Annotated in this window: 16 protein-coding genes; 8 read left to right on the forward strand and 8 right to left on the reverse strand. The window is 65.2% G+C overall.

Features of this window, described 5'->3' with window-relative positions:
- Positions 1-52: 52 nt before the first annotated feature.
- Positions 53-529 (reverse strand): hypothetical protein, encoded by a 477-nt coding sequence (locus tag ACVWW6_RS23525; RefSeq protein ID WP_304547338.1) that lies wholly within the window; start codon positions 527-529, stop codon positions 53-55.
- Here ACVWW6_RS23525 and ACVWW6_RS23530 point away from each other — a divergent pair.
- Together ACVWW6_RS23530 and ACVWW6_RS23535 are read left to right on the forward strand one after the other, a co-directional pair.
- Entirely contained in the window at positions 522-914 is a 393-nt protein-coding gene (locus ACVWW6_RS23530; protein WP_202633247.1) for a peptidase M16 family protein, read from the forward strand. The genes ACVWW6_RS23525 and ACVWW6_RS23530 overlap by 8 nt on opposite strands.
- The gene (locus ACVWW6_RS23535) at positions 911-2,848 is read left to right on the forward strand and encodes a DEAD/DEAH box helicase (RefSeq protein ID WP_456683175.1); all 1,938 of its coding nucleotides are present in this window, start codon (positions 911-913) and stop codon (positions 2,846-2,848) included. The genes ACVWW6_RS23530 and ACVWW6_RS23535 overlap by 4 nt, the downstream gene beginning before the upstream one ends.
- A gap of 77 nt (positions 2,849-2,925) precedes the next feature.
- Here the strand turns inward: ACVWW6_RS23535 and ACVWW6_RS23540 are convergent, their stop codons facing one another.
- A complete protein-coding gene (locus ACVWW6_RS23540) occupies positions 2,926-3,228 on the reverse strand; it encodes a hypothetical protein (RefSeq protein WP_038967893.1) in 303 nt (100 codons plus the stop codon).
- 124 nt (positions 3,229-3,352) lie between these two features.
- Positions 3,353-3,874 carry a GNAT family N-acetyltransferase gene (locus ACVWW6_RS23545; protein WP_304547336.1) on the reverse strand — a complete coding sequence of 174 codons (522 nt, stop codon included), beginning with the start codon at positions 3,872-3,874 and terminating at the stop codon, positions 3,353-3,355.
- Between the two features lie 138 nt (positions 3,875-4,012).
- Between ACVWW6_RS23545 and ACVWW6_RS23550 the strand changes: the two genes are divergently transcribed.
- Entirely contained in the window at positions 4,013-4,402 is a 390-nt protein-coding gene (locus tag ACVWW6_RS23550) for a COG4315 family predicted lipoprotein (RefSeq protein ID WP_304547335.1), read from the forward strand.
- An 82-nt stretch (positions 4,403-4,484) separates the two neighbouring features.
- Here the strand turns inward: ACVWW6_RS23550 and ACVWW6_RS23555 are convergent, their stop codons facing one another.
- Positions 4,485-5,018 (reverse strand): GFA family protein, encoded by a 534-nt coding sequence (locus ACVWW6_RS23555; protein ID WP_304553835.1) that lies wholly within the window; start codon positions 5,016-5,018, stop codon positions 4,485-4,487.
- A gap of 79 nt (positions 5,019-5,097) precedes the next feature.
- On the opposite strand from ACVWW6_RS23555, the gene ACVWW6_RS23560 reads away from it, so the two are divergent.
- Positions 5,098-5,904, forward strand: coding sequence for a transglutaminase-like domain-containing protein (locus ACVWW6_RS23560; protein WP_304547334.1), 807 nt, complete (start codon positions 5,098-5,100; stop codon positions 5,902-5,904).
- A 34-nt stretch (positions 5,905-5,938) separates the two neighbouring features.
- Here ACVWW6_RS23560 and ACVWW6_RS23565 read toward each other — a convergent pair whose 3' ends face one another.
- The gene (locus tag ACVWW6_RS23565) at positions 5,939-6,367 is read right to left on the reverse strand and encodes a cupin domain-containing protein (RefSeq protein WP_161534462.1); all 429 of its coding nucleotides are present in this window, start codon (positions 6,365-6,367) and stop codon (positions 5,939-5,941) included.
- 508 nt (positions 6,368-6,875) lie between these two features.
- On the opposite strand from ACVWW6_RS23565, the gene ACVWW6_RS23570 reads away from it, so the two are divergent.
- Entirely contained in the window at positions 6,876-7,361 is a 486-nt protein-coding gene (locus ACVWW6_RS23570) for a phasin (RefSeq protein WP_011088303.1), read from the forward strand.
- 279 nt (positions 7,362-7,640) lie between these two features.
- Here the strand turns inward: ACVWW6_RS23570 and ACVWW6_RS23575 are convergent, their stop codons facing one another.
- Entirely contained in the window at positions 7,641-8,432 is a 792-nt protein-coding gene (locus ACVWW6_RS23575) for a Crp/Fnr family transcriptional regulator (RefSeq protein ID WP_011088302.1), read from the reverse strand.
- Between the two features lie 232 nt (positions 8,433-8,664).
- Positions 8,665-9,219 carry a PAS domain-containing protein gene (locus ACVWW6_RS23580; RefSeq protein ID WP_028175850.1) on the reverse strand — a complete coding sequence of 185 codons (555 nt, stop codon included), beginning with the start codon at positions 9,217-9,219 and terminating at the stop codon, positions 8,665-8,667.
- Positions 9,220-9,998: 779 nt separating this feature from the next.
- On the opposite strand from ACVWW6_RS23580, the gene ACVWW6_RS23585 reads away from it, so the two are divergent.
- A complete protein-coding gene (locus ACVWW6_RS23585; RefSeq protein ID WP_060908042.1) occupies positions 9,999-10,814 on the forward strand; it encodes a rhomboid family intramembrane serine protease in 816 nt (271 codons plus the stop codon).
- A 190-nt stretch (positions 10,815-11,004) separates the two neighbouring features.
- Positions 11,005-11,433: a CBS domain-containing protein gene (locus ACVWW6_RS23590; protein ID WP_011088299.1), complete on the forward strand. Its 429-nt coding sequence runs from the start codon at positions 11,005-11,007 to the stop codon at positions 11,431-11,433.
- A gap of 6 nt (positions 11,434-11,439) precedes the next feature.
- Here ACVWW6_RS23590 and ACVWW6_RS23595 read toward each other — a convergent pair whose 3' ends face one another.
- Positions 11,440-12,468, reverse strand: coding sequence for a patatin-like phospholipase family protein (locus ACVWW6_RS23595; protein WP_028175852.1), 1,029 nt, complete (start codon positions 12,466-12,468; stop codon positions 11,440-11,442).
- Between the two features lie 248 nt (positions 12,469-12,716).
- Between ACVWW6_RS23595 and ACVWW6_RS23600 the strand changes: the two genes are divergently transcribed.
- A complete protein-coding gene (locus ACVWW6_RS23600; RefSeq protein WP_011088297.1) occupies positions 12,717-13,790 on the forward strand; it encodes a hypothetical protein in 1,074 nt (357 codons plus the stop codon).
- Positions 13,791-13,847 lie beyond the last annotated feature (57 nt).

Below are 13,847 nucleotides of genomic sequence, written 5' to 3' on the forward strand. Positions count from 1 at the left end.
TTGCATCCGGTCAATCGCGTGATCCTGGCTGGCGAGATCCAAGGGGCGCCGGCTAAGTCGGCGGGGCGCCGCTCCCCGTATCGATCTCGCCTTCCTTCACCACCGCCGCACCCACCACCTTCGTGCCCTCCAGCTCCCGCACGATCCGCTCATCGGGCCCCACGACACCGAGATCGAATTCGCGATCCGGCGTGACGAGGATCATGCGCTGGCCGACGATCACGACCACCGTCATGTTGCTGGTCTCGCCTTCGACGGCCCATGCGCGGATGTCGTCGGCGTAGGGCTGCTTGCGCCAGGCGTCGGGAAAGCCCGGGTCGGATCGGACTTCGATGCCATCCTCGGACGTGGTCAGGACCAGCTTCGACCGGCTCGGCTTCCAGCGCTCGTCGAGGAGATCGTTGACCAGCCACAGGCAGGCGAAGTTCTCACATTCGGCCGGCCGCTCGGCGTAGATCGCGCAGCCGCGGCCGGGCTTGCAATGCCGGCACCAGGCATTCGCGGGCTTGGCCAGCGCCTCGATGGCCATCACCTTGCAGCAGAGCGTGCAATCGCCGCAGGTGCGTTTGATGGAAGAGATCATGCGCGCATTCCCGGCACGTCCAATCGCGCACAATTTAAGCGAGGCGGCCGCGAAAATCAGCCGCTTTGGAGCAAAAGCTCACTATATGCAGCAAAACGGCCCGGAAACGCTGCATGTAGTAGGTCGGACCGCCGGTAAGCTTATTCGCGATGTCGCCAAAGCCATGCGTCATAGGCATGGTGATTTGCCCGCGCTTGGCGTAAAGAGCGTCCAAATCAAATCACCACGCGTGCGGCCGGACCATTTGCCGAGCACGCAGCTTCAGGTCGCGCGGCTCGACGTTCCGCGCCTGGACCAACCAAGGTTTATCCCGTGTCATTCCCGACCATGAGTCCGCCGCTCGCCCGAGCTTTGGCCGAGCGCAACTACGACCGTCCGACCCCCGTTCAGCTCGCCGTGCTCACCGAGGAGGCCGCGGGCCGCGACCTCCTGGTCTCGGCCCAGACCGGCTCCGGCAAGACCCTCGCTTACGGACTGGCCCTGGCCAAGGATCTGCTTGATGGCATCGAGCGGTTCGAGCGGGCGGGCGCGCCGCTCGCCCTGATCGTGGCGCCGACCCGCGAGCTTGCCTTGCAGGTTCAGCGCGAACTGGCCTGGCTGTACGAGCATGCTGACGGGCGCGTCGTCTCTTGTGTCGGCGGCATGGATCCGCGGCGCGAGCAGCGCGAGCTGGCCGCCGGCGCGCACATCGTCGTCGGCACGCCGGGCCGGCTGTGCGATCATTTGCGCCGCGGCCGTCTCGACATCTCCGAATTGAAGGCCGTCGTCCTCGACGAGGCCGACGAGATGCTCAATCTCGGCTTTCGCGAGGACATGGAGTTCATCCTCGAGACCACGCCGGAGACGCGCCGCACCCTGTTGTTCTCGGCGACCTTTCCGCGCGGCATCGTCGCGCTGGCCAAGCAATATCAGCAGCAGGCGTTCCGGATCGAGGTCGCGGGCGACGAAGGCGGTCACGCCGATATCGAGTATCGCGCGATCCGGATCGCTCCCGCCGATGTCGAGCACGCGGTGGTCAACGTGCTGCGCTTCTTCGAGGCGCCGAGCGCCCTGGTGTTCTGCAGCACGCGCGATGCCGTCCGGCATTTGCAGGCGGCACTGCTGGAGCGCGGCTTCTCCGTCGTCGCGCTATCGGGCGAATTGACGCAGAACGAGCGGACCCTGGCGCTCCAGTCGCTTAGGGACGGGCGTGCCCGCGTCTGCGTGGCAACCGACGTCGCCGCCCGCGGCATCGACCTGCCGAGCCTTGACCTCGTCATTCAGGCCGATCTGCCCAACGACGCCGAAGTCATGCAGCATCGCTCGGGCCGTACCGGCCGTGCGGGGCGAAAGGGCACGAGTGTCCTGCTGGTGCCGCCCGCACGGCGGCGGCGTGCGGAGCTGCTGCTCAATCTCTCAGGCATCGACGCGGTCTGGGGAACGGCACCCCAGGCGGACGAGATCCGCAAGCTCGATCACGAGCGCATGAAGGACGTGCTCTTCACCGAGGAGACGACCGCCGACGATCTGGTGCTGGCGCAGGCGCTATTGGCCGAACGGTCGCCCGAGGATATCGCCGCGGCGCTGGCGCGGCTCTATCGCGCGCGGCTGCCGTCGCCCGAAGACATCATCGATCCCGGCGAGCGGGCTGGCCGGCCGCGTGACGATCGCGGTCACGACAATGTCCGGGCCCAGGGCGGCGATGATCGCCCCGAAAGAGCCCGCCCCAAATCGGGGAAATCGTCGTCGAAGCACGGCATGGCGGAGGGCAGCGTCTGGTTCCGGGCCAACATCGGACGAAGGAAGAATGCGGAGGCACGCTGGCTGTTGCCGATGATTTGCCGTCGTGGCGGCATCGACAAGAGCGACATCGGCGCCATCAAGATCATGGACACGACGACCGAGTTCGAAATTTCCGAGCGGGTCGCGGACTCCTTCGCTGCCAAGATCAAGCGTCCGGACAAGGAAGACAATATCCGCCTCGAACCGATGGCGGATGCGCCGCAGCGGCAAGCGCCTTCGGAAGAGCGGTCAAAGCCGCCTCGGCGCGAGAGCGGCGACAGCGATCATCGTGAACGTCGCGACGATCGCCCGCGCGAGGCGGGATTCAAGCCGCGCAGCAAGGCTTTCGGCGAGCGCGGGCCGAAATTCGACGATGCTCCTGCTTTCGGGAAGAAAAAGAAGCATAAGAACAAGCCCGGCCACGCCGGACAGCCGCCTGCGGTCACTGCGTGGCCTGTGAAGGGCGCGCCCGGAAAGAAGGCAAAGAAGAAGCATCGGGGCTGAATTACCCGCGTGTCCTGGCCGGAACGAATGAACGCCGCTGGCACGAACCAGCGGCGTTCCCGCAAGATCGCGTGGGCTTAGCGGCCGCCGCCACCACCGCCGCCGCCTCCGCCACCACCACCACCGCCGCCGGCATCACGCATCGCCGAATTGTAGCGAGGGTCGGTCTGCTTCATGTAGATCGGCGAGGTATCGTGAGTGAGGCGAACGACGCGCCGTCCGGCCTGCTGCTGCGGCACTTCGACAAAGCCGGCGCAGCCCTCGAAGAAGGCCGTGTCGCAGCCATAGGTCCGCAACTGCACCGCGTTGGCGCTGGTCGCCGTGAACGCGGTCGCCGCAACGCATGCAATGAAAGCAACTTTCGACAATGAGAGTCTCATGAAATTCTCCAGCCTCGGGTCGGCGAGACCGGAACGGCTCGCACGAACCTTCGACGGAAGCTGATCGAAACCGGTTCGAGCCGGTGGCTTCACGCCCGCGTGAGCGGGGAATCGGACGGCGAGCTCATGTGCCGGCGCTCGACGGCTCCGTGAGATCGCGGAGCATGTAGGTCGCGCTGGCGCCGTAGGATTCGAGCTTTGCGCGCAGCTCCGCATCCGCCGTGACGGGCCGAAAGCCGAAACGTTCCCACAGCGGCCGCGTGGCGTAGACCGAGACCAGCGCGAGAGCCGCGATGCCCGACGCGCGCGCCAGGTTCTCGATCGTTTCGACATAGGCACGCGCTACGCCGCCACGATGATCCGGCAGCACGGCGACGTCGTGCACGTAGAGGCAGTCCGCGTCATCGGGCAGTCGTTCGAGGAATCCATCGAGCGGCGGAATCCGGTGCCGACGCCAGGGATGCGATAGTCCGTAGCCGGCGATCTCGTCGTCCGCGATGAGCACACGGCAGCCATCGGGAAAGAGCCGCATCTTCTCCGCGAACACCTCGAGGCGTTCAGGCAGACCAGGATGGATGCGCGCTGCGATCGCGCCGATCGCGGGCAGGTCGGAGGCGTGCGCGGGACGCCAATGCAGCTTGCTCATGTCGGTCCGTCTCACTCATTCCAGTTTATTCCGGCGCAATGATGCGTGCAGCGAAAAATTTCTTTGCCGCGCTCAAAGGAATACGACGGCTCGCGCGGCGTCCTACCCATGCAAGCCAATTGCATGACAGGAGAGATCATGACGACATCCCCGATCCGCGTCGCGCTCACGCTAGCCGTGTCGCTCGCAATCATTCCCGCCGCGTTCGCCGCGCCGCCGACGAAAACCGGCAAGACCGACAAGGGCAGCGTGCTCACTGACGCCAAGGGCATGACGCTCTACACCTTCGACAAGGACGCGGACGGCAAGTCGGCCTGCAACGGTCCGTGTGCGACGAACTGGCCGGTGCTGAAGGCCGAGGCCAGCGATGCCGCCGGCGACGGCTACACCATCATCACGCGCGACGACGGCTCCAGGCAATGGGCCTACAAGGGCAAGCCGCTCTATACTTTCGCCAAGGATACCAAACCCGGCGACATCACCGGCGACGGTTTCCTCAACGGCGCCTGGCATCTGGCGATGCCGTGAGCGATTGACAGCACGGGCCGGGGATCGCCGTGGCAGGCGATGTCCGGCCCGATAGCGCAGGCGGCGTGTCGCGCGAGGGACTCTATCGCGCCGGGGGAGGGCTGGCGGCCGCTTCCGGCAGTTCCGGCGTCGCGTCCTTGGGGTCGTACCAGCTTGCCGCGTCCGAGCGCCAGATGTGAGCGCGCGCGGGGCCCGCGATCGGCGTATCCAGGCATCCCATGCGCAACAGCACGTTCGGCTGCGCGATCCGTTCCGCCATGATGTGCGAGCCGCAGCGGGTGCAGAAGCGGCGGAATTTGCCGGGCGAGGACTCGAACGCGGCGAGCAGCTCGTCGCCGCGCACCCACCGGAACGCCGCGCGCGGCACCGGCATCACGCTGGAAAACGCCGAGCCGTGCGTCTTGCGGCAGGTCTGGCAATGGCAATGCACGAAAGGCGCCGGCTCCGCATCCACTTCATACGCAACGGCGCCGCACAGGCAACTTCCGGTCAGCATGCTCTTCCCATAGATCAAATCCTTTTGGAGCGCACAGCTTAGCCGCGCGGGCCGCGCCGGTGAAGCTGTCAAAACGAACTCGCCAGCCCGGGCGCGAAGTGCAATGATGGCGCGGAGCACGCGCAAGTTCGCCTGCATGCCTTGTAATCGGCGGATTCATCGCCATTTCGAGCTGACACCCAGCAAAAAGGCATTTCGAATGAAATTCCGTGTCGGATTCGAAATGCTCTACGATTTCCCGCAACCGACTCCGATGATCATGGTGCTGGGCACGCATTTCACGCGCGCCTCCGATGTCATCGTGCCGGACTTCCTGACCACCACGCCTGCGGTCGAGATCACGCCCTATCGGGACATGTTCGGCAATTGGTGCAGCCGCATGGTCGCGCCGGCCGGTCGCATGCGCCTTGCCGCAGATGGCGTGGTTCGCGACAACGGCCTGCCGGATCCGGTGGTTGCGTCGGCGGTTCAGCACAGGATCGAAGAGCTGCCTTCCGATACGCTGGTTTATCTGCTCGGCAGCCGCTACTGCGAGACCGACCGGCTCTCGGAGATTGCCTGGAAGCTGTTCGAGAAGACGCCTCCGGGGTGGGCGCGGGTGCAGGCGATCTGCGATTTCGTTCACGGCCACATCGCTTTCGGCTACGAGCATGCGCGCGCGACCAAGACGGCGTGGGAGGCATACCAGGAGGGCAAGGGCGTCTGCCGCGACTATGCCCACCTCGCCATTGCGTTCTGCCGCTGCATGAACATTCCCGCACGGTATTGCACCGGCTATCTGAGCGACGTCGGCACGCCGCAGCCTTGGGCGGTGGGCGATTTCGCCGGCTGGTTCGAGGCCTTCATCGGCGGGCGCTGGCACACTTTCGACCCGCGCAACAACGTGCCGCGGCAGGGCCGCGTCCTGATCGCTCAGGGGCGCGATGCCTGCGACGTTCCGATCACGCAGACCTTCGGCCCGAACGAGCTGGTCAGCTTCAAGGTCTGGACCGACGAGATCGCATGATGCTCGGTCATTTCCATTCGCCGGCGAGCTTGGCTCACGCAGCCGGCGCCGGCACCAGTCCGTAGCGCAGCATCGTCTCTTTCATCTTCACGGGATCGGGCGGCGCGCCGGCCGACAGGAGCGCTGCCATCTCGGTGAAATATTGCGGTCCCAGCACCCCGGGGCTCAGGATGCACAGGCATGTCGCAGGCCCCGTCGAACGGTTGGTAAAGCCGTGCACGATGCCGCGCTTGATGAAGACTGAGGCTCCGGGGCCAACATCGGTCTGCTGGCCGTCGATCGTCCAGGTCGAGACGCCGGACAGCCCGTAGATCGTTTCGTCCCAGCGGTCGTGATAGTGCGGGATCGGCATCCGCGCATTCGGCTGCAACGTCATTTCGAAGATGTCGACGCTGCCGCCGGTGTCGTCCTTGCTGTGCAGGAAGCGGAGCTCGAGCGTACCGAAATTGATGATGTCGGGCATGGCTGCTTCGTCCAGGTGAGAGAGGCTGCATCGAGATTGTGGCGCTCGCTCGCGTCGAAACGAAATCTACCGCAGCCCTTCATACACCATCAGCCCGCGTAGACCGGCCAATTTGTCGCACAGGGTCCGTTGCAGGCCAACTTGCCGGCTGCGCAGGCGGTAGAACATTCCGGCTCAAACGGCTCCGGGGATCGACGCCTCTGAATAGCTCGCCGGCGCTGATCTGAAGTTGGCGCATGCAATTGCCGCAACTTTAAGGGCGCGGGATTCTCGCTGCGCCGCTTCGTCGCAATATTCGAATAAATTCAAAGCGAGAGTCCGAAAGCGAACCGAAGCGTCGATTGTCGTCGGCCATAGTTGGCTCCGGCAGGGGGCGAGAGCGGAATATCCGCAGCAGCATCCCACCATCGTGAAAGTAGGGGCAGTGGCGTCCCGTTGCAGCACGCACCTGGACGCGTCGGGGAGTCTTCAATCCATCATCTAGTTTCGCTTGAAAGGATGAAAGCCCGTGAGTGATGCCGATATGAAAGTCGAGACGAAAGCCGCTCCGCTGAATGGGACGGCGAACGGAAATACAAAGCTCAAGTTCGACATGCCGTTTTTCAACATCCAGGCGATCTTCGGCGATCTCGCCGCGCCGGCCGCGACACGGGCCAAGGCAAATTTCGAGCAGATGAAGGTGACGTCCGAGGAGATTACCGCGGCACTCTGCGACGCCTGTTCGACCAGTGCCAAGCGTTCCGCCGATTACGGCACCAAGGTCATCGAAATATCCAACGCCAATACCAGCTCCGCGCTGGAATTCTTCTCCCAGCTTGCGGATGCGAGGTCGTTTGCGGACCTCGTGAACCTCTCCACCGCCCACGGTCGCAAGACCTTTGAAGCGGCTTCCGCCCAGAATCGGGAGCTTTGGGATCTGGCCCAGAAGGTCGCGACCGAGACGGCCGAGCCGATCAAGAACAGCTTCAACCGGGTTCTGCATAGGGCTGCTTGAATCGAAGCTACTGGCCACGTGGATCGGCTGGACGAGCGTCTTCGCGAGAAGAGACGCCGTCCAGCCGATGGCGGCCAGCCTCGCCGTGAGGTGATGCCAAGCTGGAGGGAAATCAGGGATGGGTATGGTGATGATCAAGTGCCCGGAAACGGGGAGCGCTATTCCGACAGGCATCGAGGTGGATAGCGACAAGTTTCGCTGCAGCGCGGTCTTTTTCTCGCGCACCTATTGCCGGATGTGCGCGGCGACGCACGAGTGGTTCGCCAGGGAGGCCTGGGTCTACGAGTCGGTCTTGGCGAACGGGAAGTCCGGGGGCGGGCAGCCATTCCGCGCCGGCGCGGCGTGAAGGAGCCTTACCGCATCCTGCGACACGATCCGATCGATCCTGCGGCTCATCACCTTGTAGCATTCGCAAGCGACGACCTCGAGACGTTGCCTGTCGATTTCGAGCTGGCCGCGCCGATTGGATTTGATGGCCCTTGATGCTCGCAGTGCGCTCACGACGTGCGTGACCGTGGTGCGCCGGACGCCGAGCAATTCCGACAGCGTCTCCTGGGTCAGGGGCAGGATGTCACCGCCATCCGTCCGGTCGTGAATGTGAAGCAGCCAGCGGGCGAGGCGCGCTTCGACGGAGTGCAGCGCGTTGCAGGCCGCGACGTGCAGGAATTGCGTCATCATCGCCCTGGTGACAATCTGAACCGCGTTTGCGATGGCGGGACTGCGTTCGAGCGCCGCTTGAAATCGCGCGGGTGAGATCTGCAGTGCGGTCCCGGCCACGCGGACAACCGCCGTCAGGGGAGATCGGACGGGGCCGAGCGCCGTCATGAGTCCGACGGCGCCGTCGTTGCCGATCACCGCGGTTGCGGCCGTCTGTCCGTTCGGCAACTCCATGATGAGGGCGATCGCGCCGCTGCAGGGGAAGTAAAGGTGCTCGATCCGGTCGCCCGATCGAACGAGCACTGCGTCGTGCAGGAGCGGTACTTTCCGTAAATGCGGTGCAAGCAAAGCGAAGTCGGCCGGCGGTAACGCAGCTAACAGGCGATTACCAACTCTTGTCGCGCGCTCCATCACGGGAGTAGCCCCTCGACGGAGGCTCGGCGGCGGGCGAAAGCATCGTCACCGGCCGAGCCGCGTTGCCGCGCCGACACTTGCCACGGCAAGTGGACAAACGCACTTCGGCAGGTAAGGTTCCAATAACGGATCGCGCGCCGCGCGCCGACGCGGTCTGACCTTCAATCGACTCGCGCGCTGAAAACTTGGTCGGCCGTTTGCAAAGACTGCGCGCGCGACACGAGGGCTGCTCCTACCGCAACCCCTCATACACCATCAGTCCGCGTGCGATCTGCAATTTGCGGATGGCGCGCGGCAGTAGCTTCTCCGGCTGGTGCAGATAGCGCCAGGAGGTGAGGGTGAACGGGCCAAGCGCGCCGCATTCGTCGTCGAAGGGGGCGAGCACGCCGGTCACGCTCACGGGGGTGTGCGGGCGGGCGTTGAAAGGCAGCAGCAACAGTTCGAGATGCGCCTTGCTGCCGTCCTCGCGCGCGGCGGTGACGCCGGCGATGGCGCCGAGCGTCTCGTCGGCGACGACAGTCGTGATCTCTCCGATCTCGCTGCGGCTGGCCTCAGTGAACAGCGCCGCAAAGCTCTGGTCCTTGAGGTCGAGCCCGGCGAGCGCACAGACGCGCGTGCCGGCGACGCGGAACGGAAACCCGAGGTTTTGTTCGCAGGACAGCACGAAGATGTCACCGAGCAGGCCGCGGACTGCGGCCGGGTCGATGTCGGCCCGGTCGGGGGCCCGCGCAGCGCCGCGCTTCTTGTCCCAATACGCGAAGAATGCGCGGCTCGACGGATGTTTCATGACTGAACGCTTACCCCGGGGCCACACCATGTGGGACAGACCTGTCCCGCTTCAGTGCACCCGCGATCCCTTCTGTTGTTGTGCAGGAGGGGATTTGCAGCGTCCATGCCGCAGGGGCGCTTTCACGCCTGTTAAGCCGGTCTTTGCGTTGTTAACGTTAAATTAACTATGCGCTTTGCGTGTCCCGCAGCCCTGCTATGGTGACCGCGGTCGCAAGCCTCGCCGCTTTTCTCCAGGTTCTCGGCGGGGCCTGTATCACAGGCGTCAAACAGTTTGGTCACGGGCCGCGGGGAGGGGTGGGGATACACCTTAATCCCTGGGGGTACCGGAAGTCCGACACGGACAGGCAGGGCTTTCCCAGGGCCCTGCCTTTTCCTTTTTCAGGCACACTCTCTCGTGCCCCGGACGCAGCGCAGGCCGTTTCGTTTGCTCGCGAGGATATAGACGAAGAAGGCGGTTTGCATGGGCGTGAGGCAGATCATTGCAGCTACCTAAAGTTGTACAATTCGAACCCGCCGCCAATTTGGGTCCCGGCTCGGCGGCGCGTCACTTCGTGCCGCACCTTGTCCGGGACACGAGATCGGTCCGGATCGCTAAGGCTCCGTGTCCCGGACGCAGGGCAGCGCCTTAGCGATGCACTGCTGAGCCGGGACCCAGTGCCTCGCTCGGTTCGAGACGAGCCCCTCGTTCACGATTTCCTTTTGTGCACTTGCGCGAGGCCGGCAAAGGCGACTATCTCCAAGCGTATCGCTCCGATTGCGCCTGAAAGCGAAGCCGCCTTGGATTCCCCGCAAGATTCGCACGATGCTCAGCCGGACGTGCCGGCCCTTGTTGAGGCGGCTCCGCGCGAGCCGATCCTGACGCTGCCGTTCGCGCTGACCGCCTATATCGTCCTGCTGGCGCTGATCCATCTGCGGGTGCTGCTGCCGCCGGAACTGGAGAACTGGACCATCGACGTCTTCGGCTTCATCCCGAAGCGCTACGATTCCTCGCTGCTCAACCTGCAGATCCCGGGCGGCGCCGGCGCCAAGGTCTGGAGCTTCGTCACCTATTCGCTGCTGCACGCCAATCTGACCCATCTCGGCTTCAACGTGCTGTGGCTGCTGCCGTTCGGCAGCGCGCTGGCGAGGCGTTTTGGCGCGATCAGGTTCTTCCTCTTTCTCGCGGTGACGGCGGCGGCCGGCGCGCTCGCCCATCTCGTCACCCATGAGCATGCGGTGGCGCCGATGATCGGCGCTTCGGCCTCGGTGTCGGGCGCGATGGCGGCGGCGATCCGCTTTGCCTTCGTCCGCGGCAGCTTCCTGTCGTTCAGCCGTTCGGACGCCGATACCGCCGCAAAGGTTCCAGCCCTACCGCTGTCGCGCGCGCTGCGCGACGGGCGGGTGGTCGGCTTCCTCGCGGTGTGGTTCGGCGTCAACATCATCTTCGGCGTCGGCGCGATCGGGGTCGATGCCGAGACCACGAGCGTCGCTTGGCAGGCGCATATCGGCGGCTTCTTCGCCGGCCTGTTGCTGTTCGCGCTGTTCGATCCGGTACCGCGCGTGCGAAGCGATGCTGCGGATGCGTCATCACAGGACGTTTCAGACCGTATTTGAAGCGGCGCTTGCGGCGCGGCCCGAATTCATCCATCATTCGCGTGAAGAATGTTCCGAAGCGACAAGCGGGTAGCGGCTTTGCTTCGTAAAGCGCCTGAGCGTGAAACCGGCGCTAAAACTGTTAGTTGAAGACTCGAGGAACTAGTCCCGACTGCCAAAAGGCGGACGGCTCCGATTCAGGGAGGCGACAATGACGGTACGTTCCATTCTCAACACCAAGGGCCACCAGATCATGAGCGTCGAGCCCGACGCCAAGCTGGCCGCCGCGATAAAGCTGCTCGGTGAGAAGAAGATCGGTGCGGTGCTGGTGATGAACCAGAGCCGGCTGGAAGGCATCCTGTCCGAGCGCGACATCGTGCGCGTGATCGGCGAGCGCGGCGCCGGCGCGCTGGACGAGCCGGTCTCCCAAGTCATGACCCGCAAGGTCGTGACCTGCAAGGAGACCGACACGGTTGCCGAGCTCATGGAGACGATGACGACAGGCAAGTTCCGCCATCTGCCCGTGATCGACAACGGCAAGGTGGTCGGCCTGATCTCGATCGGCGACATCGTCAAGCGCCGCGTCCAGGAATACGAGTCCGAGCAGGAAGCCCTGCGCGACTACATCAAGACGGCCTGACCGCCGTCACTCGCCGGCTTTGGGCGCCGCGCCCTCGGGCGGCGGCGCCAGCGCGTGGATCGCCTCCTGGATCGAGTCCAGCGCACGCTCGGCGGCGCGGGTGCCCAATGCGATGAGGTCGTCGGTGCGGTGGAAGTCGAACCAGCCGAACTGGCCGACCCGCGGCGTGATCAGCAGGTCCGGAGGATCGCCGGCGAGGCGGGCGCGGGTGATGCGGTCCTGCATGATGTTGAAGGCATCGACCATCACCGAGGAGAGGCCGGGCCGGTCCCCGCCGCCGAAGAACTCTCGCTTCACCGTCTTCTCAGGCGAGAAGAATCTCGGGAAGCGCCGTTTTGGCGTCGTCTCTTCGGCCGCAGGTGCGGCCGGTCCGGGTGCCGCGCCGTGCGAATAGACCGTCGTCGAATAGGTGAAGATGTCGCTGGAAAGATTTGCAGCGATGACGATTTCAGCGCCGAGCGCGCGGGCGGCGGAGACCGGCACCGGATTCACCAGCGCGCCGTCGACCAGCCAGCGATCGCCGATCAGCACGGGTGAGAAGATGCCGGGCAGGGCGTAGGAGGCGCGCATCGCGTCGACCACGCGGCCGCGTGTCAGCCAGATCTCGTGGCCGGTGCGAACCTCGGTCGCGACGGCGGCGAACTTGATCGGAAGGTCCTCGATCAAGGTCTGGCCGCACGCTGCCTCGAGCCGGGTCGCCAGCTTCTCGCCGCCGATCAGACCGGAGCCGTTGAGGCGGATGTCCAGATAACCAAGGATGTTGCGCATGCCTTGCAGACCGCGGCCCCATTCCTCCAGCGTATCGAGCTTGCCGGACGCGTAGAGGCCGCCGACCACGGCGCCAATCGAGGTGCCGACCACGACATCGGGCACGATACCGTTGGCGAGCAGGGTCCTGATGATGCCGATGTGGGCGAAGCCCCGCGCTGCGCCGCCGCCAAGGGCAAGGCCAATGACCGGCCGGCGGATGCTGCCGAGGCCGATCTTCTCGCTGTTCGAGCCATTCGCGCCGCGGCCCTTCAATCTGTCCAGCACCAAAACTCTCCTACGCGTGGCCAGCCGCACCACCAGACTAGGCATAGCACCTGCTGTGCGCCAGAACCGGGGCGAAGCATGGTTTATGCCGCTTTGGAAAGGGCGCTGGGCAGGAGTATGGCGAGGGGCGGTTGCCTCCTGTCTAATCACGCAGGCGTCAACCAGGTTCCATCAAACCGTGGCGGGGCCGTATTTCCTGGGGCTTCAGAGGCTTGAATTTGCCGCGTTTTCGGTGAAAAGCAGGTGGCATGACTATCGGGGGTGACGGCATCATCGGATGGCGGCGCAGCGTATCGCTGCTGCCGGCGCTGATCCTTGCCGCGTGCCTCGTCATCCTGGGCCAAGGTGTTGCCCAGGCGCAGCTTTTCTCCGATCGGCCGCCGCCGGTGCCCCCCGCATCGGTGCCCGACCCCGGCGGCGCCGTCAGCCTGGCGCCGCCCTCCGGGCCGGGGGCGGCTCCCCCCAGCCTGCCGCCGACCCTGACCCAGCCGATTTCCCCCAGCATGCCGCCACCCGCGGTCACGACCGTGCCGCCGGCCGCGCCGCTCAATGCGGCGGCGCCGGGACAGGGTGTGCTGTCGCTGACCGCGAAATACGGCAAGGACTCGGCCCCGATCACCAGCGGCCTGGTCTGGCGTGTCTTCGCCGACCGTCCCGACGAGAACGGCACGTTCAAGCTGATCCGGGAGGACCGCAACGCGACGCCCAACATCGTGCTGCCGCCCGGCAATTACGTCGTGCACGTCGCCTTCGGGCTCGTCAGCGCGGTGCGCACCGTCAGCCTGAAGGCCGAGACCGACCGCGAATCCTTCGTGCTGCCGGCAGGCGGCCTGCGCATCGAAGGCCGCGTCGGCACCAGCCGCATCCCGCAGAACCAGATCTCGTTCGCGATCTACAAGGGCAGCCAGTTCGAGTCCGGCGAGCGCGCCTCGCTGGTGCCGAACGTCGCGGCCGGCGACGTCGTGCTGCTGCCGGAGGGCACCTACTACATCATCTCCAACTATGGCGATGCCAACTCGGTGGTGCGCTCGGACATTCGCGTCCAGGCCGGCAAGCTCACAGACGTCACCATCACCCATCGCGCCGCAGTCATCACGCTCAAGCTCGTCAGCGACAGGGGCGGCGAGGCCCTCGCCAACACCGCCTGGTCGGTGTTGACCCCCGGCGGCGACGTCATCAAGGAGTCGATCGGCGCCTTCCCGCGCGTCGTGCTCTCCGAAGGCGAATACCGCGCCATCGCCAAGAACGAGGGCAAGGTCTACGAGCGCGGCTTCAACGTCGTCAACGGCGTCGACGGCGAAGTGGAAGTCGTCGCGCGCTAGTTAGCCCGACCGGTGCGGCGACTTCGCCTCTCCCCGCTTGCGGGGAGAGCACACCGT

The organism is Bradyrhizobium sp. USDA 3311 (assembly GCF_054062495.1).

Excerpts from the sequence above, each read along its gene's own strand:
- ACVWW6_RS23530 (WP_202633247.1), top strand. The coding sequence starts at position 522 with ATGGCCATCACCTTGCAGCAGAGCGTGCAATCGCCGCAGGTGCGTTTG.
- ACVWW6_RS23525 (WP_304547338.1), bottom strand. The coding sequence starts at position 529 with ATGGCCATCGAGGCGCTGGCCAAGCCCGCGAATGCCTGGTGCCGGCAT.
- ACVWW6_RS23535 (WP_456683175.1), top strand. The coding sequence starts at position 911 with ATGAGTCCGCCGCTCGCCCGAGCTTTGGCCGAGCGCAACTACGACCGT.
- ACVWW6_RS23540 (WP_038967893.1), bottom strand. The coding sequence starts at position 3,228 with ATGAGACTCTCATTGTCGAAAGTTGCTTTCATTGCATGCGTTGCGGCG.
- ACVWW6_RS23545 (WP_304547336.1), bottom strand. The coding sequence starts at position 3,874 with ATGAGCAAGCTGCATTGGCGTCCCGCGCACGCCTCCGACCTGCCCGCG.
- ACVWW6_RS23550 (WP_304547335.1), top strand. The coding sequence starts at position 4,013 with ATGACGACATCCCCGATCCGCGTCGCGCTCACGCTAGCCGTGTCGCTC.
- ACVWW6_RS23560 (WP_304547334.1), top strand. The coding sequence starts at position 5,098 with ATGAAATTCCGTGTCGGATTCGAAATGCTCTACGATTTCCCGCAACCG.
- ACVWW6_RS23565 (WP_161534462.1), bottom strand. The coding sequence starts at position 6,367 with ATGCCCGACATCATCAATTTCGGTACGCTCGAGCTCCGCTTCCTGCAC.
- ACVWW6_RS23580 (WP_028175850.1), bottom strand. The coding sequence starts at position 9,219 with ATGAAACATCCGTCGAGCCGCGCATTCTTCGCGTATTGGGACAAGAAG.
- ACVWW6_RS23590 (WP_011088299.1), top strand. The coding sequence starts at position 11,005 with ATGACGGTACGTTCCATTCTCAACACCAAGGGCCACCAGATCATGAGC.
- ACVWW6_RS23600 (WP_011088297.1), top strand. The coding sequence starts at position 12,717 with ATGACTATCGGGGGTGACGGCATCATCGGATGGCGGCGCAGCGTATCG.